Genomic DNA, 13,593 nt, shown 5'->3' on the forward strand with positions numbered 1-13,593 from the left:
CGAAGCCTTCGTTCGACTTGCATGTGTTAGGCATGCCGCCAGCGTTCGTTCTGAGCCAGGATCAAACTCTCAAGTTTGATGTCCGATCTCGCAGCAGCCGGAATGGACCACCACGAAACCGCTCATTTCTAGGAGCCGTTCCTGCACAAATCATTTCACGTATGGAAACGTGTAAGGACATGCTGGCCACAGGCGTGAGCCCGTGAACCGTGGAACGACTTGACTTTAACCGAATACCTGACGCCTAAAAACCGCCAAGACCCGGAGCCGCCGCCCACATGTCCCTTCATCTCAATCACAATGTCAAAGAGCGACAAAAACCGACGCACTGTCCACCCCGTTTACCGGGTGACCCGTGCGCCTTGCTTTTGGTGACCGTCTGAGCGCTCCGTGTCGGTGCGCCCCGTCGGTGAGAGGCCATCTATGCGTCGAATCGGACCCCGTCAAGCGCGATGTTGGACTTTTTTGACGGCCCTGCATTTTTCTGCGGAACCGATCCCCTTCACGCCGTCGCGATCAGGTCGAGCACGTCGCCGATGATCCGCCGCATCGCCGTTCGCGCGCCTTCTACGTCGCGCGCCTCGATCGCGTCGGCGACCGCTGCATGGTCTCCGATATTGGCGCTCCGCCCCTTGATGCGGTTGGTATAGCGGATCGAGGTGCGCAGCGCCGTCGCGACCATCGTCTGGAACTGCGCATAGAACGGGTTCTTCGAGGCACGCAGCACCGCGACGTGGAACGCGATGTCGGCGTCGAGCACATTGCCGTGCCCCCGCTCGGCCTCCCGCATCTGGTCCAGGCCATCCCGGATCGCCTTCAGGTCGTCGGCTTCGTGGAAGCGCGCCGCCAGCGCCGCCGCCTCGGGCTCGATCGCGACGCGGAGCTCGTTGAACTGGCGAAGGAGCTCGACCGACACCTTTCGCTCCAGCAGCCAGCGAAGCACGTCGGGATCGAACAGGTTCCAGTTCGCGGAGGGCTGCACCACCGTCCCCTGCCGCGGCCGTGCGCTGACCAGCCCCTTGGCGGTCAGCATCTTCACCGCTTCGCGCGTAACCGATCGACTGACGCCATGCGCCTTGGCGATCTCCGCCTCGGTCGGGAAGCGCCTCGCTTCATAGCGGCCGACGACGATCGCCTTGCCCAGCGTGTCGAGCATCCCGTGCGTCAGGTTGCGTCCGAGGTCGACCGTCGGTTCTGCATCCCCGTTGCTCATATCGCTCTCCATCGCCGGCTTCTGGCCCAAAGGGCGGTCGCTGTCATGTGCTCGGCAGTGGACATGACGGTTTTGTCGTATAAATCATCATCCCCGGGGCCGTGAAGCCCCAGCGGCGGGAGGGGACCATCAATGAGACTGGCGCCGATCGATCTGGCGGTCGTGATCGTCTATGCCATCGCGATCTTCGCGCTGGCGCAATGGGTCAGCCGCGACAGGGGCGGACGGGCGAAGGACAGCTCGGACTACTTCCTCGCGTCTAAGTCGCTGCCCTGGTGGGCGATCGGCGCCTCGCTGATCGCGGCGAACATATCGGCCGAGCAGATCGTCGGCATGGCGGGCTCGGGCTACGCAATCGGCCTCGCCATCGCATCCTATGAATGGATGGCCGCGTTCACGCTGTTGATCGTCGGCAAGTTCTTCCTGCCGATCTTCCTTCAGAACCGCATCTACACGATGCCGCAGTTCCTGGAGCAGCGGTACGGGCCGTCGATCCGGACGATCATGGCGATCTTCTGGCTGGCGCTCTACGTCTTCGTCAACCTGACCTCGATCATCTGGCTCGGCTCGATCGCCGTCAACGAAGTGGCGGGCGTCGATCAGACGGTGGCGCTCGTCGCGCTCGGCGCATTCGCCCTCCTTTATCAGCTGCGCGGCGGATTGAAGGCGGTGGCGCTGACCGACATCGTGCAGGTGACGCTGCTGGTGCTGGGCGGCCTGCTCGTCTCCGCGCTGACGCTGCGCGAGATCGGCGGCGCGGGCGGGATCCTTGGCGGCTTTGCCGAGCTGACGCGGCGCGCGCCGGGGCATTTCGACATGATCCTCTCGCCCGACAATCCGCACTACAAGGAACTGCCGGGCATCGCCGTCCTGGTCGGCGGCATGTGGATCGCCAATCTCAGCTATTGGGGGTTCAACCAGTATATCATCCAGCGGGCGCTGGCGGCCAAGAACCTGGGCGAGGCGCAGAAGGGCATCGTGTTCGCGGCGTTCCTCAAAATGCTCATGCCGCTGGTCATCGTGCTGCCGGGGATCGCCGCGGTGCTGCTCGCCCCCGATCTCGACCGCGCCGATCAGGCCTATCCGACGATGCTGCGCCTGTTGCCGCCGGGACTGCTCGGCCTCGTCTTCGCCGCGCTGATCGCCGCGATCATCGCGTCGACCGCCTCCAAGATCAATTCGATCGCAACGATCTTCACGCTCGACCTCTATGCCAAGCGGCGCGGCATCCCGACCGGCGCCGAGGACGAGGCGCCGCGCGATCCTGCGACCGAACGCCGGCTCGTGCTGGTCGGCCGGGTTACCGCGTCGATCGCGATCCTGATCGCCATCGTGACGGCCCGCCCGCTGATCGGCCAGTCGGACCAGGCATTCCAGTTCATCCAGGAGTTCTCCGGCTTCTTCACGCCGGGCATCACCGTCATCTTCCTGCTCGGCCTGTTCTGGAAGCGCGCCAACGAAGCGGGTGCGATCGCGGCGGCGGTGTCGTCGGTCGTCCTCTCTTACCTGCTGCGCGAGCTGCTGCCCAGCCTTCCCTTCCTCAACCGGATGTCGCTGGTGTTCGCGCTCAGCCTGGCGCTCGCGGTCGTGCTGTCGCTGGTCGTCCGCGCGCGGACGGACGCCAACCGCATCACGATGGAGGGCGTCGTGTTCCGCACCGCGCCGAGCTACAACATCGCGAGCTTGGGGATCGTCCTGACCCTGATCGCGCTCTACGCGACGTGGTGGTGAGCATGGCATTTCTGGCGATCGACTGGGGCACGACCAACCGGCGCGTGTTCCGCATCGAGCATGGCGTGGTCGTCGCCACGGAACGCGACGATCGCGGCGCGTCGAGCCTGTCGCCCGCCGACTATCCGGAGGAGGTCGCGGGCATCCGCGCGCGGATGGGCGACCTTCCCGTGCTGATGGCGGGTATGGTCGGGTCGACGATCGGCTGGCGCGAGGCGCCCTATGTGGCCGCGCCCGCGGGCCTTGGCGACCTTGCCGCGTCGCTCGAGCGGATCGACGATCGGACGGCGATCGTCCCCGGTGTCGCCGTCCGCGATGCTGCCAACCCGGACGTGATGCGCGGCGAGGAAGTGCAGTTGCTGGGCGCGGTCGAGGCCGGGATGGTGCCCCCCGACGCCTTGCTCTGTCAGCCCGGCACGCATTGCAAATGGGTCCGCATGGTCAATGGCCGCATCGCCGGCTTCGACACCGCGATGACGGGCGAGCTGTTCGCGATGTTGCGGTTGCACGGCATCCTGGCGCCGCAACTCAAGGCGCCGGTCACCGATGGCGAGCCGTTCCGCGAGGGCGTGCGCCGCGGCGCGGACCGCGACCTGGCCGCCGCGCTGTTCAAGATCCGCGCCGCCAAGGTGCTCGGCTATCGCGACGATGCCGATGCGGCGAGCTATGCCAGCGGGCTGCTGATCGGCGCCGATGTGGCCACGCGGCTGGACGGCACGCCCGTCGCGATCCTCGCCGATGCAGCGCTCGGCAGCCTCTACGCCGCCGCGATGGAGACGCTGGGCGGCACCAGCACGCTGGTCGACAGCCACCAGGCGTTCGTCGCCGGCATCATCCGCATTCGGGAGCTTCAACCATGACCTATCGCCAGCGTTTCGATGAGGCGTTCGCACGCTTTCCGCTGATCGCGATCCTGCGCGGCGTTCGCCCGGACGAGGTCGTCGACATCGGCGAGGCGCTGGTCTCGGCCGGCTTCACCGTGATCGAGGTCCCGCTCAACTCGCCCGAGCCGTTCGAGAGCATCGCGCGGCTGTCGCAGGCACTCGAGGGTCGCGCGGTGATCGGCGCCGGCACGGTGCTGCGCGTCGAGGACGTGCACGCCGTCGCGGACGCAGGCGGCACGCTCGTCATCGCGCCCAACGCCAACCCCCGCGTGATCGCCGCCGCGGTCGAAGCCGGCCTCGTCGCCCTGCCCGGCATCGCCACGCCGACCGAGGCGTTCGCCGCGATCGACGCGGGTGCCGCCGCGCTCAAGCTGTTCCCTGCGGAGGGATCGACGCCCGCCGTGCTCAAGGCGATGCGCGCGGTGCTCCCGGCGGACACGCGCGTGCTGCCGGTCGGCGGGATCGCGCCCGATAATATGACGCCGTGGCGGTCGGCGGGCGCCGCGGGCTTCGGCCTCGGCTCGGCGCTCTACAAGCCCGGCATGAGCGCGGACGAGGTCGCCGAAAACGCGCGCGCCTTCGCCGCGGCGATCGCTCGCTGAAGGAGAACTGGCGTGAAGACTTCGCGACGGGAAGCGATCGCCGCCACCATGGCCACCGGCGTCATGCTGCCCCTGCTGGCGCGCGCGGGCGGCGCGTCGGCGACGCTCGCTGACGAGCCGTCGCCGCGCCGGATCGATCGGCTGGCCGAGTGGCGCTTCCACCTCGGCCACGCCAGCGACACCGCGCGCGACTTCGGCTTCGGGCGCCATCAGCGCACCTATGCCAAGGCCGGCGTGACCGCCGACGCGACCAAGCCGGACTATGACGACAAGGGTTGGCAGGCGGTCCGGGTTCCGCACGACTGGGCGGTCGCCCTCCCCTTTGCCGAGCCGAAGACGCCGCCCGCCAAGGACGAGGCCGACGCCGCCGCCGCGCACGGCTTCAAGGCGATCGGCCGCGACTTTCCCGAGAACAGCGTCGGCTGGTACCGCACCCCCATCTCGATCACCGCGGCCGATCGCGATCGGCGCGTCAGCCTCGAGTTCGACGGCGTGTTCCGCGACTGCATCGTGTTCGTGAACGGCTACATCGTCGCTCGCAACGAGAGTGGTTATGCGCCCTTCTCGATCTCGATCGGCGACTTCCTCGACTATGACGGTGGGTCGAACGTCGTCGCGGTTCGCGTCGACGCGTCGCTCGGCGAAGGCTGGTTCTACGAGGGCGCGGGCATCTATCGCCATGTCGACCTTGTCCGCACCGACGCCGTCCACGTGCTCCAATGGGGCAGCGTCGTTCGCACCACCATCGATGCGAGCGGTGCCGCCGTCACCGCCGCGCTGGAGGTCCGCAACGAGGGCCGATCGCCGGTCGACGCCGTCGTCCGCCAGCGCATCGTCGATCCCGCCGGCCGCGGCGCGGCAACACTCCCCGAAACGCGCCTCACCCTCGCGCCGGGCGTGACGGCGACCGCGACCGGCGAGGCGCGCATCGCCGCGCCGCAGCTCTGGTCGATCGAAACGCCCCGGCTCTACCATCTGCACTCCGAAGTGCTCGTCGGCGACCGCGTCGTCGATCGCTATGTCACCCCGTTCGGGATCCGCACGATCCGCTTCGACGCCGCGCGCGGCTTCCTCCTCAACGAGCGGCCGGTGAAGCTGCTCGGCACCTGCAACCATCAGGATCATGCCGGCGTCGGTGCGGGCATCCCCGATGCGCTCCACGCCTGGCGCATCGACCAGTTGCAGGAAATGGGCTCCAACGCGTGGCGCAGCGCCCACAACCCGCCCGCCGCAGCCCTCCTCGACCTGTGCGATGCCAAGGGCATGCTGATGATCGTCGAGGCGCGGCGGAACAGCAGCGATCCGGTCGCAATGGACGAGCTGACACGCATCCTCCGCCGCGACCGCAATCACCCGTGCGTCATCGCCTGGTCGCTCGGCAACGAGGAGCCGCAGCAGGGGAGCGCGCGCGGCGCGCGCGTGACGCAGGTGATGCAGGACCGGGTGCGCGAGCTCGACCCGACGCGGCCGACAACCTTCGCCTTCGACAGCAGCTGGGACGCGGGTGCGGCCAAGGTGGTCGACGTCGTCGGCTTCAACTATCGCACCGACAAGATGCCGGGGTTCAAGGCCGCCAATCCGGGCGTTCCCGTTTATGGCTCCGAAACGGGGAGCACCGTGGCGACGCGCGGCGCCTATGCCAACGATCCCGCCAGGCACGTCGTCCGCGCCTATGACACCGAGCATCCCTGGTGGGCGTCGACCGCCGAGGCGTGGTGGACGATCGTCGCCGACCGGCCCGACCTTGCCGGCGGCTTCATCTGGACGGGCTTCGACTATCGCGGAGAGCCGACGCCCTACCCCGCCTTCCCCAGCATCTCGAGCTATTTCGGCGTGCTCGACACCTGCGGCTTTCCCAAGGACAATTTCTATTATTATCGCGCGTGGTGGCGGCCCGACCAGCCGCTCGTCCACCTGCTCCCGCACTGGACATGGCCGGGGCGGGAGGGGCAGCCGATCGAGGTTTGGGTCCATGGCAATTGCGAAGAGGTCGAGCTCCTGCTCAACGGCCGCTCGCTCGGGCGTAAGCCGATGCCGCGCAACCGCCACCTCGCCTGGTCCGTGCCCTATGCGCCCGGCAGGCTCGAAGCGCGCGGGTACGACAAGGGACGCCGGACCGCGCGCGATCTGCGCGAGACCACCGGCGCGCCCGCATCGGTCGTGCTGACCGCCGATTGCCGGATGCCCGATGCCACCGGCGACGACGTCGTGATGGTCCGCGCCGAAATCGTCGACGCCCGCGGCCGCACCGTTCCCGATGCCGAGGACCTGATCCGCTTCGCGGTCGCGGGCGATGCCGCCGTCATCGGCGTGGGCAACGGCAATCCGACCAGCTGGGAGCCCGATCAGGCGAGCCAGCGCCGTGCCTTTGCCGGCCTCGCCCAGGCGATCGTCCGCGTCGGCCGCGACGTCCGGCCGATCCGCATCACCGCGACCGCCGACGGGCTAAAGGCGGGCGTGCTGATGCTGTTGCCAAAAGCCGTCGCATGATCCGCCGCACCTTCCTCGCGCTGGCAGCCTGTACGCTCGCCACCGCGCCGCTCCAGGCGCAGGACAAGTTGCCGTCCGCGTTCGCCTATGGCGCCGACATCAGCTGGGTGACAGAGCAGGAGGCGGCGGGGCTCAGCTTCCGCGATGCGCAGGGCAAGCCCGCCGACCTCTACGACCTCGTCGCCGACAACGGCATCGACACGATCCGCCTGCGCGTCTGGGTCGATCCGGCCAAGCGATGGAACGGCCGTGAGGACGTGCTCGCCAAGGCGCGGCGCGCGCGCGATCATGGCATGCGGATCATGATCGACTTCCACTACAGCGACAATTGGGCCGACCCCGGCAAGCAGATCAAGCCGGCCGCCTGGACCAGCCACGACGTCGATACGCTCACGAAGGCGGTCGCCGACCACACCCGCGACACGCTCGCCTATCTGAAGACCAACGGTATCGACGTCGCCTGGGTTCAGGTGGGCAACGAGATCACCAACGGGCTGTTGTGGCCCGACGGCAAGACCGACCGCTTCGATCATCTCGCCCGGTTCACCAATGCCGGCTACGATGCGGTCAAGTCGGTCTATCCTGGCGCCGAGGTCATCATCCACATCGACAATGGCTGGGACACCGCCAAGGCGGTGGGATGGTTCGACAGCTTCACGCGGAACGGCGGCAAGGTCGACGTGATCGGCCTGTCCTACTACCCCTTCTACACGCCCTCCAAGGACTGGAAGGTGGAATCGCCCAAGGTCGGCACGACGATGGCGACGCTGGTGAAGCGCTTCGACAAGCCCGTGATGATCGTCGAGATCGGCCACCAGTACGACCAGCCGGCCGAGGCGCGCGCGATGCTGACCGACATGATCCGCCGCACCCGCGCGATCGGCCCGATGGCCCGCGGCGTCGTCTATTGGGAGCCGGGCACGATCCCGACCTGGAGCGGCTACAGGCTGGGCGCGACGAACCGCGAGCACCAGCTGACGGAGGCGATGGCGGCGTTCCGGCATTAGCCGTGGAGCCGCTCGTCGGTGAGTAGTCAGACCGTTTTGAGTTGAGGGCGGCGGTTCAACTCCGTAGCGGAGCGGTCACGGTAATCAGGGCCGTATAATCGGGGTCCTCGACGGCCTCGTCTTCATCCGCCAACTGGTAGATGCCTGGACCCGCGGCCTCGATGGCATCAAGAACGGGAGCGATGACGAACGGCTCGTCATCGTCCTGAGAAATCATGATGCCGTCCTGCAGATCCGCGGATAGGACGGTTCCAAACACCTGGCGCTGTCGCAGAAATCGCCCGCTATGATCGACGTAGGTCAGGCCCAGCAGGAGCGTGCATCCGACCAGATCACGCGCGAACTCGGCGTCCCAGTCGTCGTCACCATCCAGGCTCTCGAACCTTCCCATACGACATGTCCCCACGTCGGCAATTGTCAGCAAGCGGACCTTGGCTGTCCGCCCGCCTCCTTACCGCCGCATCGTCCCATCCGGGTTGAGGTTCACGCTCCGCCCCGCCTTTGCGGACGCATAGATTGCCTCGATCAGGCGAATGTCGCGCAGTCCCATGTCGCCGCCGGTGCGGATCGGCTTGTTGTCGCGGATCGCGTCGGCGAAGTGATCGAGCTGGCGCGCGAACTGGACGTCCGGATCGCCGGGGTTGAACTCGCGCGCGTTCCGCCCCTCGATCCGCATCTTCTGCCCGGCATAGCTGGTCGCCGGGTCCATGATGAGCGCCCCCTCGGTCCCGCGCACCTCGGCCATGTTGATGCCGGCGGAGTCGTATGAGGTGACGAGCTGCGCCACTGCGCCTGACGGGAACTTCCACTGCGAGGAGACATGCGCGAAGATCGACGCGAACCGCGGGTCGCCCGCCGGCCGGAACGCCTCGGCACTGATCCGCTCGGGCATCTCGCCGGTCAGATAGAGCGCCGACTGGAGCCCGTAGATGCCGTAGTCCTCCAGCGGCCCACCGCCCGCCAGCGTGCCGTCGACGCGCCAATTCTCCGCCGCGGTCGTCGGCCCCATGCGATACGACTGCTCGGTGCGCAGCAGTCGGATCGTGCCGACCGCCTTCTCCTTCATCAGCCGCATCGCCTCCAGGTTGAAGGGCTCGAAATGCGAGCGATAGGCGAGCATCAGCTTGCAATTGGCGCGGCGACCCGCGGCGATCATCCGCTCGCAATCGGCGCTGGTGAGCGCCATCGGCTTTTCGCAGAGCACATGCTTGCCCGCAGCAAAGGCGCGCACCACCCAGTCGGCATGCAGCGCCGTCGGCAGCACAACATAGACCGCGTCGATCCGCCGATCGCGCGCGATCGCGTCGAACCGATCATAGCTGTAACGCGCATCGGCGGGCACGCCGTACGCGTCGCCCACCTGCTTCAGCTTGGCCGGATTGCCCGAAACGATCGCGGCGATGTGCGCGCGCTCGGCATTCTTGAAGCGCGGCATCATCTGGTTGAGCGCATAACCACCCAACCCCACGATCGCGATGCCGACGCTGTCCGGCCGCTTGCGCTGCGGCGGCGACGCCGGAAGCTTGACGCCACCCGGCAGCGGCTTGCCCTCGACCCGCGGCGCGCCGCCGGTCTGCGCGAGGGTCGAGCCCGCAAGCGCGGCAGTCGCGGCGATGCCGCCCCCCGCCTGGATGAGTCCGCGCCGCGTGATGCCGTCGTTCGCCATGATCCACTCCCTTTTGCCGCATCATGCGCAGCGAGCGCCCGATGCCGCAAGGGGTTAGCGGTAACTTGTCATGGTGACGCGCAGCATCACGGGCTCGGCGGTGAAGTTGAACCCATAATCCGACTGGTCGCCGTTCCACAGCCGCGTGGTCACCCATTTGCCGCCCACGAAGCTGCCTTCCTCGGCGCGGATGATCTCGCCGCTCTCGCCCGCCACCGGGTCGGCAAGGGCGATCCGCGCGCGCACGTGGCTGCCGGCGATCAGGAAGGTGTCGGGGGCGATCTGCGCGGCGACCAGCCCGCCGACCGGGCGATCGGCGTCTGGATGCGGATCGGTCTTGAGCCAGCTGGCCCATTCAGCCTCGCCCATCTGCCACTGGCCATATTCGGCCGAAACGCGCCAGCGGCCCATCACCTTGCCGCTCTCCGGCATCCCCTTGGCCGTGCCCCAGGTCGGGTGGTCCCGCGCGATCCGCGCCCAGTCGGCGGCGATCGGCGCGAACAGGCGATAGGGTGCGGCGAAGGCCGCGAGCGTGCCGTCCTCCAGGCTCTTGGCGCCGAGCGGGTAGTTGAAGAACCCCGTGCCATCCATGCCGAACGGCGCAAAACCGATCGCGCCCTTGCCAAGCGCCGGCCAGAAGAAGCGCGCGAAGTCGGCGGCATTGCCGATCTCCGGCACCATCAGCGCATTGTCGGGCCGCGCGTATTTGTCGAGGAACGCGGCGACTTCCTTGGGATCGCGCTTGTAGATGTCGGGGGCGACCAGATCGAGGTGCGGCGCTGCGGCCTTCCACACCGGGATCACGTTCCAGTTCGGCCCACCCGACGGCCCGACATCGCCGCCCTCGTCGGTGAAGGCGTTGCCGAGCGCCGCGTTGGTGTACATCGGCAGCGGCTTGACCGCCTTCCCGGCCGCGGCGACCGCGTCGACATAGCGGGCGAGGTGCCAGCTCTGGAAGAACTGCTCGGCACGCTTGCCGAACACCGCCTCCCACGTTCCCGCCTTGACCTTGAGCGCGCGGACGAGCTCGGCCGGGACCGGGCCCTTGAACAGCCGCTCGGCGGCGGGCGCGTGGTCGCGGGCAAGGCGATAGCTGCCCGCCTCGTTCTGGACCTGCACCATGATGACGGTGTTCTGCGCATCGACGCGCGCGAGATGCGTCATCAGCGCGACGAAGGCGCGGCGGTCGGCGGCGAGCGTCTCGGCGCCATGCGGGCTCAGCACGTAATGCGCCTTGCCCTCCGCGGTCCGCATCCGCGGGAAGCGCTTGCCGTCGCGCTTCACCCATTCGGGCGCGTAGCTCGCGCCGGTGTTCTTCCACGTCGCGAACCACAAGAGCACGAGCCTTTTGTCGTGCGCCCGCGCCTCGGCCAGCAGCGTGTCGACGAAGCCGAAGTCGAACCGGCCCTCGACCGGCTCGACCTGTTCCCAGGCGACCGGCATCTCCAGCGTGTTGGCGTGCATCGCCTCGACCACCGGCCACACCTTGGGGAGCGCGGCGGGATAGTTGCTCGAATTGTTCGCCTGTGCGCCGAGCATCAGGAAGGGCGCGCCGTCGACGATCAGCGCATGGCGCCCGTTCCTGCTTTCGAGCCGCGGCAGGGGCCGCTCCTGCGCCGAAAGCGGGGCGGCGAGAAGCGCGAGGGCGGCGAGGATCAGCGGCTTCACGGTGCGCGCACCACCTCGACCAGCGACGCGGCGTCCTGCCCGCTCGGCAGGCGGCCGCTTGCCGAAAGCCGACCACTCGCCTCGTTCCAGACGAGTTCGGCCTTCATCCCGCCCCCTCGCTGATAGGCGTTGGTGACGCCGTCGTCGTCGTAGAGCGTGAAGCGCGCATCGCGCCCCGGATAGACGCGGATCGCCTTCAGCGCCTGCTTCTCGCTGGTGTTCCGGATCGCCGCGCCCACCGGCACGATCGAGCCTGCGCGCACGAACAGGGGCATCCGCTCGATCGGCGCCGCCGCCTCGATCGTCTGGCCGCCGGTGTAGCGCTTGTTGGTCCACCAGTCGTACCAGTCGGCGCCCGCGGGCAGGTACACTGACCGGCTCGTCCGCCCCTGCTCCAGCACCGGCGCCACCAGGAATGCCGGCCCCAGCATATACTGGTCGCGGATGTCGGCGACCTTGGGATCGCTTCCGAAATCCATGAACAGCGCGCGCATGAACGGTGCCCCGCCCTCATAGGTGCCGCGCCCCAGCGAGTAGAGATAGGGGATCATCGAGTAGCGAAGCCGCAGCCAGTCGGCGAGGATCGGCTCGGCCGCCGCGCCATATTCCCACAGCGCCGTCGCCGGTCGCTGGCCGTGGATGCGCAGCGTGGGCGTGAAGCTGTTATACTGGAACCAGCGGACGAACAGCTCGGGATAGTCGCGGTAGCCCGCCCCCATCGCGGTCGCGCCGGTCGGATCGACCAGCACCGGCCGCTCCGCCGCCGGCCCGTTCGGCCACTGCCATCCGCCGGTGTCGCTGCTGGTATAGGCGATCCCGCTCGCCGCCATGCCCAGCGTCGCGGGCACCTGCCGCCGCAGTGCCTCCCAGCTCGAATGCACGTCCGCGGTCCAGAAGATCGCCCCCATCGCGGTCGCGCCGGTGAACGCCGCGCGCGCGAGGATGAGGTTGCGGAAATCCGGCCGGTCCTTTGCCGAGCCCTCCGCCACGCCGCCGGTGTGGACCAGCGGGAACAGGTTGTAGAAGCGGTCGCCCGAGCCGATCGAATAGAGCTTCCCCGCCGGGACCAGATCGGGCTCGGTCTCATCCAGCCAGAACCAGTCGAAGCCCTGGCTCGCAAGATTGTCGCGGATCCGCTCCCAGAACCACCTTCGCGCATCCGGATTGGTGCTGTCGAGCAGCGCCCCCGCCCGGTCCGAACGGACGGCAAGGCCATAGGCCGGCTGGCCGTCGGGATCCTTCAGGAACCAGCCCTTCGACGCGAGCATGTCGTAATACCGCCCCTCGCGCTCGTATCGCGGCCACACCGATAGCATGGTGTGGAGCCCGCGCGCGTGCAGTTCGCGGTTCATCCCCGCCGGGTCGGGGAAGGCGGCGCGGTCGATGTCCATCTGCCCCATCCGGGTCCAGTGGAACCAGTCGAGCACCATGACGTCGAGCGGCAGATTGCGGCTGCGATAGCCATCGGCGACCGCCATCAGCTCGGCCTGGTTCTCATAGCGCGCCTTGGACTGGATCAGGCCGAACGCCGCCTTGGGCGGCAGCGGGGTCTTGCCCGTCAGCCGTGCATAGCCGGCATAGAGCTCGTCCGTCGTCTTCCCCGTCACAATGAAGAACGACACCCGCTCACCGACGCGCGACTGGAAATGCGCCTTGTCGTTGATCCCCGGCGACACCGTCGTGACCGACGGATTGTCCCACAGGATCGCGTATCCCTTGTCGGTGACGAGGAAGGGCACGCACACCGTCTCGCCGGTCGGCGCATCGTAATTGTGGCGGCAGTCGATCGTCCGGCCGCGCAGGTCGAGTGCGCCTTCCTGGTTCTGGCCCAGCCCGTAATAATGCGTGCCCCGCACTTCGCCGAAGCTTGCGCCGACGCGGAAGGTCTTCTCGCCGCTCACCTCGTGCGGCGCCAGTTCCCAGCCGTCCATCGCCACGATCTCGCGCCCGTCCGCTCCGCTGACCGCGATCGAGACCGGCGGCAGCGAGGGCACGAAATAGCGCTCCATCTGCGTCGGTTGCCTGGGCCAGGGTTGCGCCTTGACCGTCACCGACAGCGCGGGCGAGGCATAGACGTCGCCCGCCGCCTCCGCGCGGTGCGTCCAGCCGGCCCGCTCCGGCTTGCCGCTGATGCCGTATCCCGGCCCCTTCTCGATCTCCGCAGGATCGAGCGCGATCGAGACGTGGACGATGCCGGGGCCATAGGGCTCGATCGACACGCGGCTGCCGTTGCGGTCGAGCATGGGAAAGCTTTGCGCCTGCGCCGCCGAAGCCGCGGACAGCGACAGGCCGGCGAGGAGAAGGTGGCGAACGGTCTTGGGCAGGGGCACTC

Annotated in this window: 10 protein-coding genes and 1 rRNA gene (1 of these 11 only partly in view); 5 read left to right on the forward strand and 6 right to left on the reverse strand. The window is 68.1% G+C overall.

The genetic code is table 11. From position 1 onward, the window contains the following. Together RS883_RS11120 and RS883_RS11125 are read right to left on the reverse strand one after the other, a co-directional pair. Positions 1-77 (reverse strand): 16S ribosomal RNA (locus RS883_RS11120) (it extends 1,410 nt beyond the left edge of the window). 425 nt (positions 78-502) lie between these two features. Further along, the gene (locus RS883_RS11125) at positions 503-1,213 is read right to left on the reverse strand and encodes a FadR/GntR family transcriptional regulator (protein WP_315760263.1); all 711 of its coding nucleotides are present in this window, start codon (positions 1,211-1,213) and stop codon (positions 503-505) included. Between the two features lie 132 nt (positions 1,214-1,345). Between RS883_RS11125 and RS883_RS11130 the strand changes: the two genes are divergently transcribed. Genes RS883_RS11130 through RS883_RS11150 form a run of 5 tightly spaced genes read left to right on the forward strand, consistent with a single transcriptional unit; the run spans position 1,346 to position 7,927 of the window. Then, the gene (locus RS883_RS11130) at positions 1,346-2,944 is read left to right on the forward strand and encodes a sodium:solute symporter family transporter (RefSeq protein WP_315760264.1); all 1,599 of its coding nucleotides are present in this window, start codon (positions 1,346-1,348) and stop codon (positions 2,942-2,944) included. A 2-nt stretch (positions 2,945-2,946) separates the two neighbouring features. Next, positions 2,947-3,804, forward strand: coding sequence for a 2-dehydro-3-deoxygalactonokinase (locus RS883_RS11135; protein ID WP_315760265.1), 858 nt, complete (start codon positions 2,947-2,949; stop codon positions 3,802-3,804). After that, positions 3,801-4,430 carry a 2-dehydro-3-deoxy-6-phosphogalactonate aldolase gene (locus RS883_RS11140; RefSeq protein ID WP_315760266.1) on the forward strand — a complete coding sequence of 210 codons (630 nt, stop codon included), beginning with the start codon at positions 3,801-3,803 and terminating at the stop codon, positions 4,428-4,430. The genes RS883_RS11135 and RS883_RS11140 overlap by 4 nt, the downstream gene beginning before the upstream one ends. Positions 4,431-4,442: 12 nt before the next feature. Further along, on the forward strand, positions 4,443-6,920 hold the full coding sequence (gene galA, locus RS883_RS11145; protein ID WP_315760267.1) for a beta-galactosidase GalA: 2,478 nt from the start codon (positions 4,443-4,445) through the stop codon (positions 6,918-6,920). Further along, complete coding sequence (locus RS883_RS11150) at positions 6,917-7,927, forward strand: glycoside hydrolase family 53 protein (protein ID WP_315760268.1); 1,011 nt, start codon at positions 6,917-6,919, stop codon at positions 7,925-7,927. The genes galA and RS883_RS11150 overlap by 4 nt, the downstream gene beginning before the upstream one ends. 55 nt (positions 7,928-7,982) lie before the next feature. Here RS883_RS11150 and RS883_RS11155 read toward each other — a convergent pair whose 3' ends face one another. Genes RS883_RS11155 through RS883_RS11170 form a run of 4 tightly spaced genes read right to left on the reverse strand, consistent with a single transcriptional unit; the run spans position 7,983 to position 13,591 of the window. Next, positions 7,983-8,318, reverse strand: a complete 336-nt coding sequence (locus RS883_RS11155; protein ID WP_315760269.1) for a hypothetical protein — start codon at positions 8,316-8,318, stop codon at positions 7,983-7,985. 60 nt (positions 8,319-8,378) lie between these two features. Continuing rightward, positions 8,379-9,593, reverse strand: coding sequence for a Gfo/Idh/MocA family oxidoreductase (locus RS883_RS11160; RefSeq protein ID WP_315760270.1), 1,215 nt, complete (start codon positions 9,591-9,593; stop codon positions 8,379-8,381). A 54-nt stretch (positions 9,594-9,647) separates the two neighbouring features. After that, complete coding sequence (locus RS883_RS11165) at positions 9,648-11,261, reverse strand: DUF5597 domain-containing protein (protein WP_315760271.1); 1,614 nt, start codon at positions 11,259-11,261, stop codon at positions 9,648-9,650. Continuing rightward, complete coding sequence (locus tag RS883_RS11170) at positions 11,258-13,591, reverse strand: TIM-barrel domain-containing protein (protein WP_315760272.1); 2,334 nt, start codon at positions 13,589-13,591, stop codon at positions 11,258-11,260. Before RS883_RS11170 ends, RS883_RS11165 begins: the two co-directional genes overlap by 4 nt. Positions 13,592-13,593 lie beyond the last annotated feature (2 nt).

It is taken from the genome of Sphingomonas sp. Y38-1Y, assembly GCF_032391395.1.
Classification (GTDB): domain Bacteria; phylum Pseudomonadota; class Alphaproteobacteria; order Sphingomonadales; family Sphingomonadaceae; genus Sphingomonas.

Bases quoted from the DNA above. Each gene is read 5' to 3' on its own strand.
- RS883_RS11155 (WP_315760269.1), bottom strand. From the start codon at position 8,318: ATGGGAAGGTTCGAGAGCCTGGATGGTGACGACGACTGGGACGCCGAG.
- RS883_RS11160 (WP_315760270.1), bottom strand. From the start codon at position 9,593: ATGGCGAACGACGGCATCACGCGGCGCGGACTCATCCAGGCGGGGGGC.
- RS883_RS11130 (WP_315760264.1), top strand. From the start codon at position 1,346: ATGAGACTGGCGCCGATCGATCTGGCGGTCGTGATCGTCTATGCCATC.
- RS883_RS11150 (WP_315760268.1), top strand. From the start codon at position 6,917: ATGATCCGCCGCACCTTCCTCGCGCTGGCAGCCTGTACGCTCGCCACC.
- RS883_RS11140 (WP_315760266.1), top strand. From the start codon at position 3,801: ATGACCTATCGCCAGCGTTTCGATGAGGCGTTCGCACGCTTTCCGCTG.
- RS883_RS11125 (WP_315760263.1), bottom strand. From the start codon at position 1,213: ATGAGCAACGGGGATGCAGAACCGACGGTCGACCTCGGACGCAACCTG.
- RS883_RS11135 (WP_315760265.1), top strand. From the start codon at position 2,947: ATGGCATTTCTGGCGATCGACTGGGGCACGACCAACCGGCGCGTGTTC.